The 19515-nt window shown below is 54.0% G+C and carries 19 protein-coding genes and 1 other RNA gene; 4 read left to right on the forward strand and 16 right to left on the reverse strand.

The genetic code is table 11. The features are described from left to right. Positions 1-22: 22 nt before the first annotated feature. From murG to rsmI, 11 genes are all read right to left on the reverse strand, one after another. Complete coding sequence (gene murG / locus QC823_RS03540) at positions 23-1117, reverse strand: undecaprenyldiphospho-muramoylpentapeptide beta-N-acetylglucosaminyltransferase (RefSeq protein WP_309654978.1); 1095 nt, start codon at positions 1115-1117, stop codon at positions 23-25. Between the two features lie 60 nt (positions 1118-1177). Beyond that, positions 1178-2362 (reverse strand): putative lipid II flippase FtsW, encoded by a 1185-nt coding sequence (gene ftsW, locus QC823_RS03545; RefSeq protein ID WP_309654979.1) that lies wholly within the window; start codon positions 2360-2362, stop codon positions 1178-1180. Next, positions 2359-3765 (reverse strand): UDP-N-acetylmuramoyl-L-alanine--D-glutamate ligase, encoded by a 1407-nt coding sequence (gene murD / locus QC823_RS03550; protein WP_309654980.1) that lies wholly within the window; start codon positions 3763-3765, stop codon positions 2359-2361. The genes ftsW and murD overlap by 4 nt, the downstream gene beginning before the upstream one ends. Positions 3766-3774: 9 nt before the next feature. Beyond that, the gene (gene mraY, locus QC823_RS03555; RefSeq protein ID WP_309654981.1) at positions 3775-4857 is read right to left on the reverse strand and encodes a phospho-N-acetylmuramoyl-pentapeptide-transferase; all 1083 of its coding nucleotides are present in this window, start codon (positions 4855-4857) and stop codon (positions 3775-3777) included. Positions 4858-4877: 20 nt separating this feature from the next. After that, positions 4878-6257, reverse strand: coding sequence for a UDP-N-acetylmuramoyl-tripeptide--D-alanyl-D-alanine ligase (locus tag QC823_RS03560; protein ID WP_309654982.1), 1380 nt, complete (start codon positions 6255-6257; stop codon positions 4878-4880). Next, complete coding sequence (locus QC823_RS03565; protein WP_309654983.1) at positions 6254-7747, reverse strand: UDP-N-acetylmuramoyl-L-alanyl-D-glutamate--2,6-diaminopimelate ligase; 1494 nt, start codon at positions 7745-7747, stop codon at positions 6254-6256. The genes QC823_RS03560 and QC823_RS03565 overlap by 4 nt, the downstream gene beginning before the upstream one ends. A 16-nt stretch (positions 7748-7763) precedes the next feature. Beyond that, on the reverse strand, positions 7764-9470 hold the full coding sequence (locus tag QC823_RS03570) for a peptidoglycan D,D-transpeptidase FtsI family protein (RefSeq protein ID WP_309654984.1): 1707 nt from the start codon (positions 9468-9470) through the stop codon (positions 7764-7766). Beyond that, a complete protein-coding gene (gene ftsL, locus QC823_RS03575; protein WP_309654985.1) occupies positions 9467-9802 on the reverse strand; it encodes a cell division protein FtsL in 336 nt (111 codons plus the stop codon). The genes QC823_RS03570 and ftsL overlap by 4 nt, the downstream gene beginning before the upstream one ends. Positions 9803-9805: 3 nt before the next feature. Next, a complete protein-coding gene (gene rsmH, locus QC823_RS03580; protein WP_309654986.1) occupies positions 9806-10762 on the reverse strand; it encodes a 16S rRNA (cytosine(1402)-N(4))-methyltransferase RsmH in 957 nt (318 codons plus the stop codon). A gap of 91 nt (positions 10763-10853) precedes the next feature. Continuing rightward, positions 10854-11204, reverse strand: an RNA gene (gene rnpB / locus QC823_RS03585) — RNase P RNA component class A. Positions 11205-11236: 32 nt separating this feature from the next. Further along, positions 11237-12139, reverse strand: coding sequence for a 16S rRNA (cytidine(1402)-2'-O)-methyltransferase (gene rsmI, locus QC823_RS03590; protein ID WP_309654987.1), 903 nt, complete (start codon positions 12137-12139; stop codon positions 11237-11239). A gap of 56 nt (positions 12140-12195) precedes the next feature. Here rsmI and QC823_RS03595 point away from each other — a divergent pair, with 56 nt between their 5' ends. The 4 genes from QC823_RS03595 to QC823_RS03610 all read left to right on the forward strand — a co-directional run bounded on the left by QC823_RS03595 (position 12196) and on the right by QC823_RS03610 (position 15331). Continuing rightward, a complete protein-coding gene (locus QC823_RS03595; RefSeq protein WP_309654988.1) occupies positions 12196-13704 on the forward strand; it encodes a penicillin-binding protein activator in 1509 nt (502 codons plus the stop codon). After that, complete coding sequence (locus QC823_RS03600; protein ID WP_309654989.1) at positions 13694-14065, forward strand: YraN family protein; 372 nt, start codon at positions 13694-13696, stop codon at positions 14063-14065. The genes QC823_RS03595 and QC823_RS03600 overlap by 11 nt, the downstream gene beginning before the upstream one ends. A 22-nt stretch (positions 14066-14087) precedes the next feature. Beyond that, positions 14088-14681, forward strand: a complete 594-nt coding sequence (locus tag QC823_RS03605; protein ID WP_309654990.1) for a phosphoheptose isomerase — start codon at positions 14088-14090, stop codon at positions 14679-14681. Positions 14682-14755: 74 nt separating this feature from the next. Continuing rightward, positions 14756-15331 carry a BON domain-containing protein gene (locus QC823_RS03610; RefSeq protein ID WP_309654991.1) on the forward strand — a complete coding sequence of 192 codons (576 nt, stop codon included), beginning with the start codon at positions 14756-14758 and terminating at the stop codon, positions 15329-15331. Positions 15332-15455: 124 nt separating this feature from the next. Here the strand turns inward: QC823_RS03610 and QC823_RS03615 are convergent, their stop codons facing one another. From QC823_RS03615 to petA, 5 genes are all read right to left on the reverse strand, one after another. Beyond that, positions 15456-15992, reverse strand: coding sequence for a ClpXP protease specificity-enhancing factor (locus QC823_RS03615; protein WP_309654992.1), 537 nt, complete (start codon positions 15990-15992; stop codon positions 15456-15458). Between the two features lie 32 nt (positions 15993-16024). Next, positions 16025-16651: a stringent starvation protein SspA gene (gene sspA / locus QC823_RS03620; protein ID WP_309654993.1), complete on the reverse strand. Its 627-nt coding sequence runs from the start codon at positions 16649-16651 to the stop codon at positions 16025-16027. Positions 16652-16793: 142 nt separating this feature from the next. Next, positions 16794-17561, reverse strand: a complete 768-nt coding sequence (locus QC823_RS03625) for a cytochrome c1 (RefSeq protein WP_309654994.1) — start codon at positions 17559-17561, stop codon at positions 16794-16796. Next, positions 17561-18820: a cytochrome b gene (locus tag QC823_RS03630; protein WP_309654995.1), complete on the reverse strand. Its 1260-nt coding sequence runs from the start codon at positions 18818-18820 to the stop codon at positions 17561-17563. The genes QC823_RS03625 and QC823_RS03630 overlap by 1 nt, the downstream gene beginning before the upstream one ends. After that, positions 18820-19410 carry a ubiquinol-cytochrome c reductase iron-sulfur subunit gene (gene petA, locus QC823_RS03635; protein WP_309654996.1) on the reverse strand — a complete coding sequence of 197 codons (591 nt, stop codon included), beginning with the start codon at positions 19408-19410 and terminating at the stop codon, positions 18820-18822. Before petA ends, QC823_RS03630 begins: the two co-directional genes overlap by 1 nt. Positions 19411-19515 lie beyond the last annotated feature (105 nt).

A 19515-nucleotide genomic window follows, 5' to 3' on the forward strand; every position in this document is an offset into this window, starting at 1 on the left:
ATGGGGGGCTTTGAGCGTTGTTTTAGTCACGCACACTCTCCTTCTGAGCAAGCATCAAACAGCCTTGCATCAACCGTTCGGTCGAATCGAGATAGGCGGCCTGACGCGCCTTAGCTGCCATCTCGGCCAGCGTGTCAGGACGCAGTAAGTCATTAAGTGCTTGGGTAAGCCGCGCCTCGGTCAAGTCAGACTGCACAATACAAACAGCGGCTTGTGTATCGACCAAAGCTTGCGCATTAATTCGCTGATGGTCATCCACCGCAAACGGGAACGGCACAAAAAGTGCTGGCTTGGCCGCCGCCGCCAATTCCGCGACGGTAAGGGCGCCGGAGCGACAAACCACAAGGTCAGCCCATTCGTAAGCCGCGGCCATGTCATCGATAAAAGAACTCACCTTGGCCTCGACACCTTGCGCACGATAAGCACTTTGGGTGGCTTCTTCACGTTTTTTACCTGCCTGATGCCATATCTCTGGACGCTGTTCTGGCGCCATCTTCGCCAGCGCAGGCGGTAAGCGTTCATTGAGCGCGACAGCGCCCAACGAGCCACCCACTATCAATAAATGCAGACGGCGTTGGCACATTTCATCCGCCTGGCGCGGCGTCTCACCCAGCGCGGCAATATCGTCGCGTACGGGGTTACCAATAACCTCGGCCCGCTCGCCAAACGCCTGCGGAAACGCAGCGTACGTTTTCTTCGCCAAGCGCGACAAGGCACGGTTAGTCAGCCCAGCGATAGCGTTTTGCTCGTGAATGACAAGTGGGACACGCCCCAACCACGCCGCAATGCCGCCAGGGCCGCTGGCAAAACCGCCAAGCCCCACCACCACGTCGGGCTGAAAACGGCGCACGATAGCGCGCGCCTGCCACACAGCGCGGCTAATATTAATCGGCGCTTTCAGCCAACCGCTCACGCCATTGCCACGCAGCCCGCTAATGCGCAATTGATGCAACGTAATACCTGCCTCGGGAACCAGTTGGTTTTCAATCCCTCGCGGGCTGCCTAACCACTGAACTTCTACATTCTGCGCCTTCAGCGCTTTAGCCAACGAAAGCGCGGGGATCACATGGCCCCCGGTGCCGCCTGCCATGATTAATACGCGTCGACATACTGTCATCGTTTCGCGGCTCCTTGGTTCAGTTTCGCGGCCACTTATTTTCGTTCTCGGCGACTTTGCTTACAAAAGGCGCGGCTCGCGTCGCGCTTTATAAGGCGTTGGTTTGCGCCGAGGCTGCCGCCGAGTTTCCACATCGGTGCGCAGCAATAGGCCAATCATAATACCCGTTACCAGTAGGCTAGAGCCCCCGTAGCTAATTAGCGGCAGGGTCAACCCTTTGGTAGGTAGCAAGCCGGAACTCACCGCCATGTTAATAAACGCCTGCGCGGCAATAATAAAGCTGAGCCCATAACTCACGTAGGCACCAAATAGATGCCCAGCAAGCTCAGCACGCCTGGCGATTAACAGCGCTCTTATAATTAGCAAGGTAAAAAGCAATACCAAGCTGATAGCGCCGATCATCCCTAACTCTTCCGCTAGCACGGCAAAAATGAAGTCGGTATGCGCTTCGGGTAGGTAGTGCAGTTTCTGCACACTATTCCCTAGCCCGGTGCCGGTGACATGACCACGACCAAACGCAATCAGCGCTTGGGTTAACTGATACCCCGTGGCGAATTGATCCGCCCAAGGATCGAGAAAACTCGTCCAGCGCGCCAGGCGATAAGGCTCTATGGCCACCATCAACACCGCACCGCCGCCTAACAATAGACCAATCAGCGATAGCAACAGCATTGAGGCTCCTGCCATCACCAACATGCCAATCACCGCGACGCTGTAGACCACCGCGCCGCCAAAATCCGGCGCAGCGAGCAGCAGCCCTACTGGCAGGGCCAAGACGGCTAGCGGCCGCCAGAGACTCAACGCTCGACCACGTAACTCGAAGGTAAAACGCGACATAAATGTCGCTAAATAGATCACTAACCCCAGCTTGCCAAACTCAGAAACCTGGAGACTCGGAAGCGGCCCAGGCAAAGAAATCCAGCGCTTACTGCCGTTAATTTCTTGGCCAATGAACAACACCAATATCAGGAGAAACAGGGTGGCGAGCATCAGTAAACCGGCATTTTGCCGCCACGCTTCTAACGGCAAGCTGACGACGGCAAGCGTGGCCAATACAGCCACAAAAAGAAAAATACCGTGCTGACGCACATAATGAAAACTGCTGTCGAGTAACCCAATCGATGCCGAACTGACCATCACCCAGCCCAGTGCTGCCAGCGCTAACGTTGCCATCACAAGCCAAATATCACAGGGTAAGTCGCGCGTTGAAAGAGCTGACTTCCAGCGCGTTAGACGTCGGGTCATGAGCGCTCCTTCACGGACAACGCATGCTCTGCCACCCAGTGACAAAACACATCACCACGGCGCTGATAATTGGGAAACTGATCAAGGCTTGCACAGGCAGGTGAAAGCAGCACACAGTCCCCTGGCATGGCAAGTTGCGCGGCGGCTTCCATCGCTTGCGTTAAATCGGCGTAGTGGTGCGTTTCTACATACGCTTTTAGCGCGGCGTCTAGGCGTAGCGCATCGCGGCCGAATAACAGCGCCTGGCGCGCGTGGGCCGCAAGCGGTGCAGCCAGGGGGGTAAAGTCGGCGCCTTTGCCATCGCCACCGGCAAGCAAAATGAGTTTGCCGCTAAGTGTGGGGCCAATACCTTCGATGGCTGCCAGTGTCGCCCCCACGTTGGTGCCTTTGGAGTCATTGACCCAGCGCACGCCTTCGACAGTCGCGACCACCTCGCTGCGATGTTTCAGCCCCTTAAACCGGCGCAGCACATCACACATCGCCTTATGCTCAAATCCTAATACTTGGCCCATGGCTAACGCCGTTAACGCATTAAGCTGATTATGCTGCCCGGCCATCCCTAACTCGCGAACTGGCAGCCAAGGCGTCGCGCCGTGCAGCAAACAAGGCTCCCCATCACTTTCCCCAAGACCCCACGTATTATCGTCAGGGGAGTCTTTCTCTGGGGCATGTCGAGTAAAGGGCGTGACATGGCCCACCCGATGAGAAACATCGGGCCAGGTGTGGGGGTCATCACCGTTGACCACAGCGTGTTCTGCAGCGATAAACACACGCTGCTTAGCGGCGCGATAAGTCGCCATGTCACCGTGGCGATCTAAGTGGTCTTCGCACAAATTAAGAAATGCGGCGCATTTAGCGCCAAGTATTGGCGTGGTTTCGAGTTGAAAGCTGGAAAGCTCGAGAATATAAAGCGTGGCATCCGGCATTTGTGCTAAAAGATCAAGCGCTGGGGTGCCCAAATTACCGCCCACCGCGGCGTTTACCCCTGAGGCCAATGCCATTTCCCCCAACAGCGTGGTGACGGTCGATTTGGCATTGGAGCCTGTAATAGCGGCAATCGGTGCCTTCGCGGCGCGAACGAAAAGCGCCATTTCACCGACAACGCGAGGCTCCCCAGTGTGCGGGTTGATTTCATCGGCTAACGCGCCAAGACCGGGAGCACGCGGATCAACACCGGGGCTCACGACCACTTCTTCCACTTGGCTAAGGTCAAGCGCCGTCAAGGGGCCACAATAAATGGCGACATCGGGATAAGCGCGCTTCACTTCATCAAGTCCCGGTGGCTCCGCCCGCGTATCAGCAATGGCAAACGGCACGCCAAGGCGGGCCAAATGCCGGCAAATAGCACGCCCTGAAACTCCTAACCCCACCACCACCGTGGTGCCTTCTGGCACGGCTATCATCTTGGCCCCCTAGCGAATTTTTAGCGTAGCCAGGCCGAACAGCACCAGCACAACGGTAATAATCCAAAAGCGTACGATAACCCGCGGCTCAGGCCACCCTTTCAATTCGTAATGATGGTGCAACGGTGCCATGCGGAAAATGCGCCGTCCCGTCATCTTATAGGAACCAACCTGCAAAATAACCGACACAGTCTCGAGAACAAAAATGCCCCCCATGATAAACAACACAATCTCTTGTCGGACGATAACCGCGACAACACCCAGCGCAGCACCGAGGGCTAGCGCACCCACGTCCCCCATAAACACTTGCGCGGGATAAGTGTTAAACCATAAAAAACCCAGCCCAGCCCCGGCAATCGTGGCGCAAAACACCGCCAGTTCGCCGGTGCCCGCAATGAAAGGAATATGTAAGTAGTCGGCAAAAACAGTATTGCCGCTAACGTAGGCGAAGACAGAAAGCCCCATCGCCACCAAAACGGTAGGCATAATGGCAAGACCGTCTAAACCGTCGGTTAAATTGACTGCGTTAGAGCTACCGACAATGACAAAATAGGTCAAGACGATATAAAAGACGCCCAGCGGTATCACAATGTCTTTAAAAAACGGCAATAACAGGCTCGTTTCCACCGGCGATGCCGCCGTGAGGTAAAGCACACCGGCAGCGCCAAGCCCGACGACGGATTGCCAAAAATACTTCCAGCGGGCTGGCAAACCACGCGGATTTTTCTCCACCACTTTGCGGTAGTCATCTACCCAGCCAATGGCACCAAACCCTAGCGTCACGCCAAGCACTACCCAAATGTAGTAGTTAGTCAGATCCCCCCAAAGCAGTGTACTCAGCGCGATGGCGATTAATATCATCGCCCCGCCCATGGTAGGTGTACCCGCTTTGGACAAGTGAGACTGCGGGCCGTCATCACGAACGGCCTGGCCTATTTGCCCTTCCACCAAGCGTCGAATAACCCAAGGGCCAAGCCATAAACAAAGCAGCAACGCCGTCAGCGACGACAAAATAACGCGCAGCGTAAGATAGTTAAATACCTGTAAACCCGGCTGATACTGTGTCAGAAAATTCGCCAAATGGAGTAACATGAACGGCGGTTACCTTATAGTTAACATGATGTATCGGCTTGTGTGTCGTCATGGCGCAGCCCTTTCACTAGGCGCTCCATGCCAGCGCTACGCGACCCTTTAACTAATAAGCTCGCGTTGGGCGGCAACGCGCTCATAAGATACTGCTCAAGTGCCGCATAATCGTCAAAATGCGGTCCCTGACCAAATGACTCACTGGCGGGTTTTGCCTCCGCCCCCAAGGTCAGCAACTGATCCACCCCTAATTTTGCCGCATAATCCCCAACCTCGGCGTGTAATGCCGATGAGTCAGCCCCCAGCTCCCCCATCGCACCTAACACACACCAACGTGGCGCTGGGAAGCGCATGAGCGCGTCTAACGCTACTTTTACTGCCCCAGGATTAGCGTTATAAGAGTCATCCAACAGTGACCCACCGTGACGATGCGACAGCACCTGCAGGCGCCCTGGCAATGTCGATAACGACGACAACCGGGCAACGACCTCATCGCTAGGCACCGCTAAACTCAACGCTGCCGCTGTCGCCGCCAGGGCATTGAGCACATTATGCTCGCCCACCAACGCAAGCGTCACATGACCTAACACCTGTCCATTTTTTACAAGCGTGAAAGCATAACGTCCTTGGGCATCACAAGAAAGCGCCTTGGCCGTCACCTCAGCGTCAGGGTGCAGGCCGAAACTCACCACTTGTCTGGGCGAAGCGCACTGCCGCCAAAAATGAAAGTAGCGATCATCACGATTCAGCACCGCGATACCATCGGCTGGTAAAGCGTGAAGAATTTCGCTTTTGGCCTGAGCAATTTGCCCCATCCCGCCAAATTCCCCCACATGTGCCCCGGTCACATTGGTGATCACTGTCACCTGAGGCTGAGTCAACAGCGCTGTCCAGGCGATTTCTCCCAAATGATTCGCCCCTAACTCAACGACAGCCGCTTGATGCTCATCATTTAACCCCAAAAGGGTTAACGGAGCGCCAATGTCGTTATTCAAGTTTCCGTGCGTTGCGTGTATCTCACCGTGCGCTTTCAATAGTGCGGCGGTCATCTCCTTTACTGTCGTCTTGCCACTGTTTCCCGTGATGGCTACTACCGGACCGTGCCAGCGCTTTCGCCACGCATGCGCCAGTAGCCCCAGTGCCAAACGTGTATCAGCACAGGTGATTTGAGGTAGTCGACAATTTTCATCCCGCTCGGCTACGAGTGCCGCCACAGCGCCTTGTTCGTACGCCGAAGCAAGAAAGGCGTGACCGTCAAATCGATCGCCTTTAAGGGCGACAAACAAACATCCCGGCACGATTTTGCGTGAGTCTGTCACCACCGCCGTGACATTAACCGCGGCCTCGCCTGCTGGACACTCGCCCCCCACCGCGTTAGCCACATCACCCAGCGATAACGTTCTCATGCGTAGTCTCTGTCATCTAATGCCTTTTGCACTTCATCGCTGTCCAGGTGAGGCTCACGCGTTCCGTTAACCTCTTGGTAAGTTTCATGGCCTTTGCCAGCGATCAAAATGACATCATTCGGCGCGGCACTGGCGATCACATGCGCGATCGCCGCACGGCGATCACCTATCTCGGTGACGTTTTCCAAGTGATGAAAGCCTGCCATGATGTCTTGACGTATCGCCGCTGCCGACTCATTGCGCGGATTGTCATCGGTCACTACGCAGTGATCGGCATGCGCCTGGGCAACACGGGCCATATCAGGGCGCTTGCCGCTATCCCGATCACCGCCACAGCCAAACACGCACCACAGGTGGCTGGAATGACCCAAATGCGCCTTTAGGGCCTCAAGCGCACTGTGCAACGCATCCGGCGTATGCGCGTAATCCACCACCACGCTTGGGGCGCCATCGCGCTGATATAGCTCCATACGCCCTGGCACCGGGGCAATATGTGCAGCGGCGCTGACGAGCGAATCCAAGGTCTCGCCCAGGCCATAAAGCGTGGCCATAGCTAACAAGACGTTATCGAGGTTAAAGCGCCCCATCAGCCCTAAGTTGAGCACTTTTTCTTCGTCAGGTGTGGCGATAACGGCATGCTGCCCTTTGGCGTGCGGCTGCCATTCAAGCACACGCAAGGTTACCGCTTCGTCTTGTCCAGTGGCCAATACCCGCACCGAATCGGCGCAACCAGAAAGCATCAACCGCACCAGCGCGTCATCACCATTCACGACGGCGATCTCAAGCTCCCGGCGACGAAACAACTTGGATTTCGCCGCAGCATACGCTGCCATGCTGCCGTGGTAATCCAGATGGTCGCGGGTCAGGTTAGTAAAAACACCCACTTTGACATCCACTGCATCAAGGCGGTTTTGATCAAGCGCATGAGAAGAAGCCTCCAAGGCAATACGCCGGACTCCCTCCTGCGCCATCTCTCCAAGCGTCGCTTGAAGCGCCAGCGGCCCAGGCGTGGTTAAACCACTGTCCACGAGCGTGCCTGTACGCCCTACTCCCAGCGTACCCACTACGCCAGCCGGCACCCCTAATTGCTCACTTAAATCGGCTATATAATGCGTCACTGAGCTTTTGCCATTAGTCCCGGTTACCGCAATCACGTCAATGTGACTTGGCACATGAAATAAAGCGCGGCCCAGTTCGCCTAAACGTAGCGATAAATGAGGCATAACCAGTACACGACCGTCGAGATGCACCTCACCATTGCGCGCATGACTCAACACTAACGCCGCACCGGCGTTTAGCGCCGCTTCGATGAAATCACGCCCGTCGCGCTGGCTCCCTGGAACCGCGACAAAAATATCACCTGGCTTCACTAACCGTGAATCGGTGATCAGACGCACCCTATCAGGCAGTTCTGGCAAGGTGTCAGGCAATCTTGCCGTTGGCCATACCTGCTTAAGCGCCGTGACTACATCATGTAAATCTAACGTCATGCCTTCTCCTTAAAACCTAGGGCGCCTCATGATCCGGCGGCACATCCAATAGTCGCAGCGCATTGCCGGTAACGCTGGAAAAAACTGGGGCTGCCACAGCGCCGCCGTAAATCTCACCGGCTTTGGGGTGATCAATCATGACAACGGTCACAATACGCGGGTCGGAAACGGGGGCCACACCGGTAAATACACTACGATAAGCGTCAGCGGTATACCCCGTTGCTCCCGTTTTACGCACGGTACCGGTTTTACCTCCGACACGATATCCCTCCACACGTGCGCGCCGCCCTCCTGAATCTGCACCCACCGATGTTTCCAATATACGCAGCAAATCGTTTGCCACCTCAGGCTCAATAGAGGGAATGCCGTCGGGCGCTTGCGTTAACCGTAGTAACGAAGGCGGTAACCGAACGCCATCATTGGCAATCGCCGTGTAGGCACTCGCCAACTGTAGTGCCGACACGGACAACCCATAACCATATGATAGCGAAGCTTTTTCACTGCGCGACCAGCGAATGGGTGCGGGTAAACTCCCCGCTGACTCTCCGGGATAGCCCGTTCCAGGGTTATGCCCAAACCCTAGCTGGTTATATTTCTCCCAAATTGCCATGTCGTGAAGCTCTAAAGCCAGTTTCGACATGCCTATATTTGAGGATTTCTCCAAGATGCCGGCCAAGTCGAGCTTTCCATAGTTGCGTATATCACGAATAGTATATTCATCGATACGCATCCAGCCGGGGTTGGTATCGACCACCGTGTCGCGATCAAACTGATCACTTTCCAATATAGCCGCCATGGCCAATGGCTTAACGACAGAGCCTGGCTCAAATACATCCACCACGGCCTGGTTACGTAACCCCCGCGGATCGAGCCCTGCCCGATTGTTCGGGTTATAAGACGGCAAGTTCGCCATTGCCAATACTTCACCATTACGCGCGTCCATCATCACGACAATACCGCCATCCGCACGATGCTCGGCAACCGCTGCTCGTAATTCACGGTACGCCATGTACTGAAGGCGCTGGTCAATGGCAAGTGTTAGCTCTCCGCCGGGTACTGCCTCTTCGACTACGCCGAGCTCACGGATCAAACGGCCGCGACGATCTTTGAGAACACGCCGTTGCCCAGGATGCCCCGCCAAGTAAGGCTGATACGCAAGCTCTAACCCTTCTTGCCCGACGTCATCCACGTTGGTTACCCCCAGAAGTTGAGCGGCCACTTCTCCAGCGGGATAGTAACGTTTGTATTCCTGCTGAGCGTACACACCAGGGGTGCGTAAATCTAAAATACGTTGAGCGGCTTTGGGGGTCATATGCCGGCGCAAGTACATAAACTCATGTTGGCTAAAACGCGCCAAACGAGCCTCGAAATCGAGTAGGTTCATGCCTAAAGCCTGCGCTAGCACGACACGCCGCACGGGGTCTTCGGTCAACTCTTGTGGGTTAGCCCAGAGCGTCACCACCGGCGTCGAAATTGCCAATGGCTCACCGTTGCGATCAGTGATCATGCCGCGGTGCGCGGGAACCGTTTCATGGCGCAGCGTGCGCGCATCACCTTGGCTTTGGAGAAAGGGGCGATCAATGACTTGAAGCAGCGTAATGCGGCCAATGAGCACCGCAGCCACGATGACAATAGCGCATAAAACCAAGAGAAAACGCCCGCCCGCAAGCGGTGGTGCGATGGGGGCAGTACGCGAGGAGACACCTCGAGTTCGGCGACTCACGGGCGAATCACCTCAACGTCATGGACATTAGGAATGCGCATGTTCAACCGTTCGGTCGCAATTCTCTCTACTCTGGCCGGGGTTGACCACGCACCTTCTTCAAGCAACAGCTGCCCCCACTCGGTGTGCAGCTGGTTTTTTTCTTGCTCTAAGCGCTGAAGCTCGGCATAAGCAACTCGCGTTTGATGCGTGGTGAGGACCACAGCTAGGCCGCTACCAAGGCAAGCCACAAATAACAGCGCATTAAAAATGGGCCAAAAACGCCAGCGCAAGCAAAATGGCCACTCGGCTCGCATGGATGCCGCCCATTGGTGAATATTGACCCTTGCCATCATTTACGCCCGTTTTCGCGCTGCACGCATTACTGCACTGCGCGCACGTGGGTTTTCCGCCACTTCCGCCTCAGAGGGACGTTGCCCTTTTCCTAACGCTTCTAAACGGCGGTTGAGCTGATCATCACGAATCGGCACACCCCGCGGCAAATGCGTGTCACCGCGCACGTGATGACGAATAAAACGCTTCACCCGCCGGTCTTCCAACGAGTGGAAGCTAATCACCACCAAGTGGCCACCGAGCGCAAGCGCTTCCAGCGCAGCCTCCAAGGCAGCATCTAGCTGCTCTAGCTCGCCATTAAGGTAAATGCGCAAGCCCTGAAACGCTTTGGTTGCTGGATGGCGTCCCTTTTCCCATGCGGGATGGGCGGTTTTGAGCACTTCGGCAAGGTCCACGGTGTGCGTAAAAGGCTGCTCACGGCGCCGATTGACAACGGCGCGGGCGAGGCGTTTACCAAAGCGCTCTTCACCGTAGGTTTTAAATACATGGGCAATGTCAGTTTCGCTGGCACGCGCCAGAAATTCCGCCGCACTTTCGCCTTGCGTAGGGTCCATGCGCATATCGAGCGGGCCGTTACGCATAAAACTAAAGCCGCGCTCTGGATCATCAAGCTGCGGCGAGGACACTCCCACATCAAGTAAAATCCCATCAAGCTTGCCATGAACGTTTTGCTCGCGAGCAACATCGGCTAAGCGCGCAAAATCTCGCTGCACCATGGCAAAGCGTGAGTCATCGATCTCAGCTGCCGCCGCAACGGCCTCGGGGTCGCGATCTAGCGCGATCAAACGTCCCGCCTCATTTAAGCGCGATAAAATAACTCGCGAATGCCCACCACGACCAAAGGTACCATCAAGATAGACGCCACCAGGTTGATGCACGAGCGTATCCACAGCACCGTCAAGCAGCACACTGGTATGACGAAAGCGATTAACGGCTTTTTCAGCCTCAGATGATGGCATGTGGCTCTCACACAGAGATGACCTACCCCTTAGGCTCGGGAAGGTACACGGCATTTTCAGGAGAGCGCGCTAAGTCGCTCTTTGCATGATTGGGGGGAGTCGGCCGATAAGCCGGGTTCTGTCGTGGACAGCCATTCCTCTAGGCGCTACGTTACCGCAGCGCTCAAGCGACCTACCCGGACCCAGCGCGGGCCACGCCATTGGGTCCCTATTTGGTCTTGCTCCGAGTGGGGTTTACCTTGCCACGCACTGTTACCAGGCGCGCGGTGCGCTCTTACCGCACCCTTTCACCCTTACCAGCCTCGAAAGGCTTAGGCGGTCTACTCTCTGCTGCACTTTCCGTCGGCTCTCACCGCCCAGGCGTTACCTGGCACTCTGCCCTATGGAGCCCGGACTTTCCTCCCCTGCCCGCAAAGGCAGCGGCGACTGTCTGGCCAACTCCGGCGGCAAGCATACCAGCGCCCCCGCCCCGCCTCAATCCTCGCTTTTCATTGCTTGTAGTGTGGCGTACCAAGTTTGCTTGCGTCCACCGAACACGCGGGCCGCAATGGCGGCACTTTGCTTAACCCCGACACCTTCGGCTAATAGCGCATTTAACAGCGCCTCCTCTGAAAATGCATGCTGGCTCTGCTCGGTTTTAGGCGAGGCCCCTTGCACCATCACCACAAACTCGCCCCTAGCTTGATTGGGGTCCTCTACCAACTGAGCTAGGAGCGCATTAGGTGTGCCGCTCAAAAACGTTTCAAATGTTTTGGTGAGCTCTCGTGCTAGCACTACCTCGCGTTCGCCCATTACCTCACTGAGCGCCTTTAGGGTATGCACGATACGATGTGGAGATTCGTAAAACACAAGAGTCGCCTCATGTGCCAGCCACTGCTCAAGTACCTGTTTGCGAGCCGCCGGTTTAGCAGGCAAAAAACCGGCAAAGGTAAACCGGTCGGTAGGCAGCCCCGCCGCAGACAGCGCCGTAATCAGCGCCGACGGTCCGGGTATGGGGACAATATGCCGGCCGCGTTCACGCAGCGCGCGTACCAATACAAACCCGGGGTCGCTAATTAACGGCGTACCGGCATCGCTAACCAAGGCGATATCTTCGCCCGCCGCGAGGTAACGGTCGAGTTGCTCTACACGGTGAGACTCATTGTGGTCATGCAACGACAACATTGGCACATTAAGGCCCAAGTGCGCTAACAACCGCCCACTGTGGCGCGTATCTTCCGCGGCAATTCGCGCGACGTTTCCCAGCGTTTGAACAGCGCGAGGCGAGAGGTCTTGCAAATTCCCAATCGGCGTAGCAACCACGTACAATGTGCCTGGTGGTGAGGTACCTGGAAACGATGCACCTGAATGCGACGTGCCCGAATGACCGTGTGTCATCTAAACTCCTAGTAAATAAAAAATCGGCAGCGCCAATGGCAACTAAGGAAGGATACATGAAACCGCTAACTCGTGGCTTACTCACGCTGACGCTTACTGCCCTTTTTATGGCAGGCTGCGCCGTCCAGCAACCACCTGATGTGGTCGATCGCGTTCCGGATCAGGACCCGAATCGTCTACTTAGCCAGGCCCAAGAACAAGCGCCCGCTCAAGCCGCGCAATCGCGTCTAGAGGCCGCTAACCTCTATGCCCGCCAAGGTCTGCGCGATGAAGCCTTTGCCGCTGCGGACGCATTGGACGCCGAGCAGTTGTCGGAATCCGACCGGGTACGCTGGGCACTACTTTACTCAGAGCTTGCCCGTGCGCTTGATGAGCCCCGGGCTGTTTTAAAAGCCGCCACGGTGCTAGATCAAGAGCTGAGGATGTCGGCAGAACAGCAACAAACGCTGCAAGAGCGCAGACGCTGGGCACGGAACGCGCTCGACCAGCTCGATCCCGAGCGCTTTGCCCTGCCTGAATTCACTGTCGACGTAAAGCGTATCGCCGTCTTTTTACCCGAATCTGGCCCCCTGAGAAATGTGGCTTCAGCGATTGCCACGGCAATACGCCGGCATCACGACATGCAAAATAGCGATGTACAGCTGCGTTTTATCGACGCCTCTCAACATGGCTTAGACGCACTTTACGACAAAGCCGAACAGATGGGGGCTCAAATCGTCATCGGGCCACTCGACAAAGACCAAGTGACCACGCTTGAACAACGTGAAAGCGTCCCGCTTCCCACACTAGCCCTCAATTATGGCAGGAATTCACGTAGCCAAGCGACGCGGTTATTTCAGTTCGGCCTTTCCGCCGAGGATGAGGCACGTCAAGCAGCCCGGCGTGCGTGGCAAGATGGTCATCGGCAAATGGTTCTTATGGTCCCGGACAATGACTGGGGACGCCGGGTAGGGGAATCTTTCTGGAACGAGTGGAGTGAACAGGGAGGAGATGTCACTAATGCTGTCCGCTACAACCCAGAGCGGCCCGTTTCCAATACGGTTCAAACGGCGCTCAACGTTCGCGGTGAGCGCGCTCAGTTACAAAATATTGACGCACTCTTTTTGCTTGCCGTGCCAGACTATGCGCGGCAAGTCCCTCCGACACTCGATTATTACTACGCCCCAGATCTACCCATTTACGCCACATCGCATCTGTATGAAGGGCGACATCAGCCACGCTTGGACCAAGACCTTGACGATGTGATGTTTATGGATATCCCCTGGCAAATTCCCGATGCGGCCGTAGGAGGGGAAGAAATACTGCCGTTTTATGCCACGTATCAAGCGCTGCGAAAAGTAGACGATGTTTCCATGTTCAGCTTGATGGCCATGGGCGTTGATGCTTACGAGATCGCAACCAATTTGGCAATATTAACCAACGCTGAAAGCCTTAATGGCGCCACCGGCCAGCTTTACTTAACCGCAGATGGTCGTATTTACCGTGAACTCCCGTGGGCGAAATTCCAAAACGGCATACCTGCACCCATTCTCATTCCAGGACTATCGACACCTGATGAAGAATAGTGCACAAACGGCACGAGCCCGCGGTGCCGCGATGGAACAGCACGCGGCCGAATGGCTGCAGCTACGCGGATTAATTCTTTTAGGTCGCAACCAGTACGCCAAAGGGGGTGAGCTAGACTTAGTCATGCAAGACGGCGACACTCTTGTGTTTGTCGAGGTCAAGCATCGCGTGACGACTCAGTTTGGTCATCCACTAGAAGCGGTGACCGCGCAAAAACAGCGACGCCTCGTGCATGCGGCACAGGTCTACCTTGCCAAGCAACGACTTTACTGCCCGTGCCGCTTTGATATTCTAGGGGTCGTTGGCTCGCCGCCTGATATAACTTTCGAATGGGTAAAAGCCGCCTTCGACGCATTTTGACGCCAACAATCAGGACCTTTAGATGGATTTTCAGTCACGAATACTTGGCCACTTTAACGCCAGCATTGATACGAAAACGTATGCCAGTGAAGTACTGCCGCCTTTCATTGAAGTTGCCAGCCAAATGATGGTGCAAAGTTTGGTCAATGAGGGAAAAATCCTTGCCTGTGGCAACGGCGGAAGCGCAGGCGATAGTCAACATTTCTCCTCTGAACTGCTGAACCGATTTGAGCGTGAACGCCCAAGCCTGCCCGCACTAGCTCTCACAACGGATACCTCAACCCTCACGTCGATTGCTAACGACTACACATACAATGAAGTCTTTTCTAAACAAATTCGAGCACTTGGACAGCCTGGGGATGTACTACTCGCCATTTCCACCAGTGGTAATTCAGCCAATATTGTTCAGGCAATACAGGCCGCACACGACAGAGAAATGACCGTTGTCGCGTTAACGGGACGTGATGGAGGCAATATGGCCTCGCTACTAGGTCAAGATGACTGTGAAATCCGCGTGCCAGCGACGTCCACCGCGCGCATTCAAGAGGTACATCTTTTAGTGATTCACTGTTTATGTGATTTAATTGATGAACAACTTTTTGGTGGCGCCGTCTAATTCGCTCTTCTGCCCTACCAATACGTATCGCACTAACCAAACACTGCGATACTTCTTTATGTCAAGGAGTTTATATGCGCTTTGCCCTTCCTACTTCACGCTGGCTAACGGCGGCTTTATTTTGCGGCCTGTTAATTCTTAGCGGATGCGCGACCCATTCCGCCTCCAACCCATCTGGCTACGGCAACCGTAGCAGCGATGTTGAAGCGGTTGATTCCGTCATTGAGCGAGAAGTCAACAAAGCCCTAGCTCGTGCCGATGGCCGCCTGGATGATGCGCGCATCCGGCCACATAGCTATAACGGGGTGGTTTTATTAGTGGGACAAGTCCCCAGCCAAGAACTTAAAGACATGGCGGGCAGCGTCACGCGCGATATCCGCGGGGTTGATGAAGTCCACAATGAGTTAACGGTCTCCGCTCGCTTACCGGCTGGTCAGCGCTTGACCGATAGCTGGCTGACTACCAATGTCGTAAGCCAGTTGGCCACAAATGATCGTATCAATTCCTCTAAACTAAAAGTCACAACAGAGAATGCCAGCGTTTATCTCATGGGCATTGTTTCCCGTAACGAAGCAGACCGTATTGTGGCCGCTGTGTCGAACGTAAATGGCGTACAGCGCATTGTTAAAGTGTTTGAATATCTAGACTAACGTCTCCTAACAAGCGGTGTCTTGCCGCTACTGAAAAAAGCTATCGCTTCTTAACCTACAAGGCCTCGATATATTATCGAGGCCTTATAGATTTCAGCGCTAACCGTAAACTGCAGCGGTGACTTTATTTAATCACCCGCAGTGTAGGCTTTTTCTTCTTACTCGAAGAGCTGGACTTAGTAGACGCTGTCTCGGAAGACGTTGATTCCTTATCAACGTGTTCGCGTTCTTTCTCCACTTTATCCTCGTCACCCGCTTGCTCAGCGGGTTCCGCAACCGAAAGCTCAGGCTTACCAGAGGTGCTACTTTGGGGCTCAGAAGCACCCAGTTCTTCTTCAGGTGCATCAAGCTCTGGCTCATGACCAAACACCATACCAGCACCATTCTCACGTGCATAAATGGCAATCAGCGCATGTATTGGAATCATCACCTGCATCGGCTGACCACCAAAACGGGCGTTAAACCCAATAGCCTGGTTTTCCATAAAAAGATCACGCACCGCCGTAGGCGCCACGTTAAGGACAATCTGACCATTTTGCACAAACTGTTTTGGCACTTCTACGTCCGGCTGAGTGGCATCAACCACCAGATAAGGCGTCAGCTCATTATCAACTAGCCATTCGTAAAGCGCTCTCGCCAGATAGGGGCGACTGGAACGCATCGGGCTCCCCTCCTATCGCTTAGATCGGTGAATTATGCACGTATCTCTTTTTCGTGCTCATTCAGCGAGGCTTTAAACGCCTCCCGCTCAAAGACACGCGCCATATAACTCATCAGTGGTTGCACTTGCTTTTCCGGCAACTCAATATTGAGCTCAGGCAAGCGCCACAAAACAGGGGCTAAACAGCAATCAACCAGCGTGAACTCATCGCTCATAAAGAAAGGCATATCTTCAAAAATCGGCGAAATCCCCACTAAGCTTTCACGTAGTTCTTTACGTGCCTTATCCGCCTCTTTTTTGCCCCCCGTACGAATCTGCTCAACCTTAGGACACCATTCACGTTCAATACGGTGCATCCACAGACGGCTTTGCGCACGCGCAACGGGGTACACCGGTAAAAGCGGTGGATGCGGGAATCGCTCGTCTAGATACTCCATCATCACTTTAGATTCGTAGAGCACTAAATCACGATCCAACAACGTTGGCACGCTATTGTAGGGATTTAAATCCGCTAGTTCTGCCGGTGGTTGCTCTTCATTCACATCGACAATTTCTACTGCAACACCTTTTTCAGCCAACACAATACGTACTCGATGGCTAAAATGATCATCATTACCTGAATAAAAGATCATCGACGACCGTTTGGCCACTACACCCATGAAATCATCCTCGCATCAAACCAACTTAAGATCATAACACGCAACCATCTTTACAGGGTAAAACAGACGAATGTATTACCGCTAGCAACACAAAGGGCGCGCGACACATGCCGCACGCCCTTTTACTACGCGCTATATTAGATTAATGAATATCTCGCCAATACTCACGCTTCAAGAAGTAAGCAACCACACCAAAAATGATGATAAAAATCAACACTTTAGGCGCAATCGCTTGCGCTTGAAGCTTAGACGGCTCACCAACATAGGCCAGAAAGTTAGTTAAGTCGTATATAGCTTTTTCAAACTCTTCCGGCTCTAACTCGCCTGGCTGCGTAACTTGCAACACGTTGCAAGACTGATACTTACCGGTCAAGGGGTCGAGTTCCGCGCCATCAACGGGACGATCAGTCTCAGCGCAAACCATCTCCTGAACACCCTGAAGCGGTTCAAGTACGTTTGGCATAGCGGAAGCTTCGAGTACCGTATTGTTGACACCGAGCGGTTGGCTTGGATCACGGTAAAAACTTAGCAAGTAAGAGTAGATATAGTCCGTTCCACGCAGACGATTTATCAGCGACAGGTCAGGGGGCGCTACACCGAACCAGGTTTCGGCATCCTCACTATTCATCGCAATGTGCATCTGGTCATTAAAGGCCAGATCTGACGAAAAGATTAAGTTCTGCTCCACCAGGTCCTGCGGAATACCAATATCTTCAGCAGTACGCGCAAAACGCTGGTGTTCCATTGAATGACACCCCATACAGTAATTGACATACAGCTTCATGCCATTCTGCAGCGATTCCTTATTGGATAGATCAGGATCCATGGAATACGGCACGCTCGCTCCGCCCGCAGCGAATGCCGTTAATGGAAGGAGTGTAAACAGCAGTGCAAATAGTTGCTTTTTCATTAGCCAGTCACCCTTTCCGGAACGGGTTTTGTCTTCTCCAGCTTGGTATAGATCGGCATCAGCAGGAAGAAAGCGAAATACATGGCTGTGCATACCTGAGCCAAAAGAGTGCGATTTTCAGTGGTCGGCAAAACACCCAGCACCCCAAGAATAACAAAGCTGATACAGAAAAGTGTCAGCATCACCTTGGATATCCAGCCTTTGTAGCGCATGGAGCGCACTGAACTACGATCAAGCCACGGAAGCACAAACAAGATAGCGATTGCCCCACCCATAAACACCACGCCGAGGAACTTGGCATCAAGCCCAAACACAGAGAAGGTAATAGCGCGTAGGATGGCGTAGAACGGAGTGAAATACCAGACAGGCGCAATATGATCCGGCGTTACCATGGGATTAGCCGGTTCAAAATTAGGCTTCTCGATAAAGTACCCGCCGCCTTCGGGGAAGTAAAAGAGTACGATGCAGAATACAAACAGGAAGATCGCAACACCGACGAGGTCTTTCACAGTGTAATAAGGATGAAAAGCAATGCCGTCAAGCGGCTTACCGGTTTCATCTTTTTTATCTTTGATGTTGATACCATCAGGGTTATTAGAGCCAACTTCATGCAAGGCAATGATGTGCAGCACAACCAGCGCCAAAATAACGATTGGCAGAGCCACCACATGCAACGCAAAGAAGCGGTTCAGAGTAATACCCGAAATAAGGAAGTCGCCGCGCACCCACTGAGCAAGGTCAGGACCAATACTTGGAATCGCAGAAAACAGAGAAATAATAACCTGGGCACCCCAGTAGGACATCTGACCCCACGGCAGCAGATAGCCCATAAAAGCTTCTGCCATCAGTGCTAGGTAGATGGTCATACCAAAGATCCACACAAGCTCACGCGGTGCCTTGTAGGAGCCGTACATCAAAGCACGGAACATGTGCATATAGATAACGACGAAGAATGCTGAGGCACCAGTAGTATGCATGTAGCGAATTAACCAGCCCCACTCCACATCACGCATGATGTATTCTACGGATGCAAAAGCACCTTCAGCGGAAGGGTTGTAACTCATGGTCAGCCAAACGCCGGTCAAGATCTGATTGATCAGCACCAGAAGCGCCAGCACGCCGAAAAGATACAGGAAATTGAAATTTTTTGGCGCGTAGTACTTTGTCAGATGGTCCTGCATCATCTGCGTTGCAGGAAAGCGATCATCTACCCAGCGCATGATGCCGCTTTCTGCTTTGGCTTTATTTGGGTTAGCCATCAGACAGCCTCCTCATCTTCACCGACAATAATATCGTCATTTTCAAAACGATATGGCGGTACTTCTAGGTTCGTCGGTGCAGGCACATTACGGAACACACGCCCGGCAAGATCAAAGTAAGAACCATGGCATGGGCAAAAGAAACCACCCGGCCAATCGTCTGTAACAGCTGCCTCGGGTTCAGGGCGATAAAGCGGCGAACACCCTAGGTGTGTACAAATACCGATTAACACGCCTATCTCAGGTTTAATAGAACGCAATGTGCCTGACACATAAGCAGGCTGCTGTGGCACAGATGAATCAGGATCCGCCAGACGACTTGTCTCCACCGCCTCAGTCCGTTCATTCATTTCAGCTGAGCGATTGATAATCCATACCGGCTTGCCACGCCATTCCACCGTCATGCGCTGCCCGACTTCAAGCTTGGAAATATCCGCTCGAACAGGCGCACCTGCTGCCCTTGCCTTGGCACTAGGCTGCCAAGAAGCCACAAAGGGGACCGCAACCCCGACAGCACCCACCGCTCCAACAACGGAGGTGGCACCTACGAGGAAACGGCGCCGACCTTTGTTTACGCCGTTATCTGCCATTTCAGGTTTCTCCCATCTGCTTACTCGTACCGCTACAAAAACGCATTGTAGCGACAAATATCAAATACGCTCTATGGTAAAAAAACTAAGCGCTCTGCACAAGAA

The organism is Vreelandella vilamensis (assembly GCF_031451755.1).
Lineage (GTDB): Bacteria > Pseudomonadota > Gammaproteobacteria > Pseudomonadales > Halomonadaceae > Vreelandella > Vreelandella vilamensis.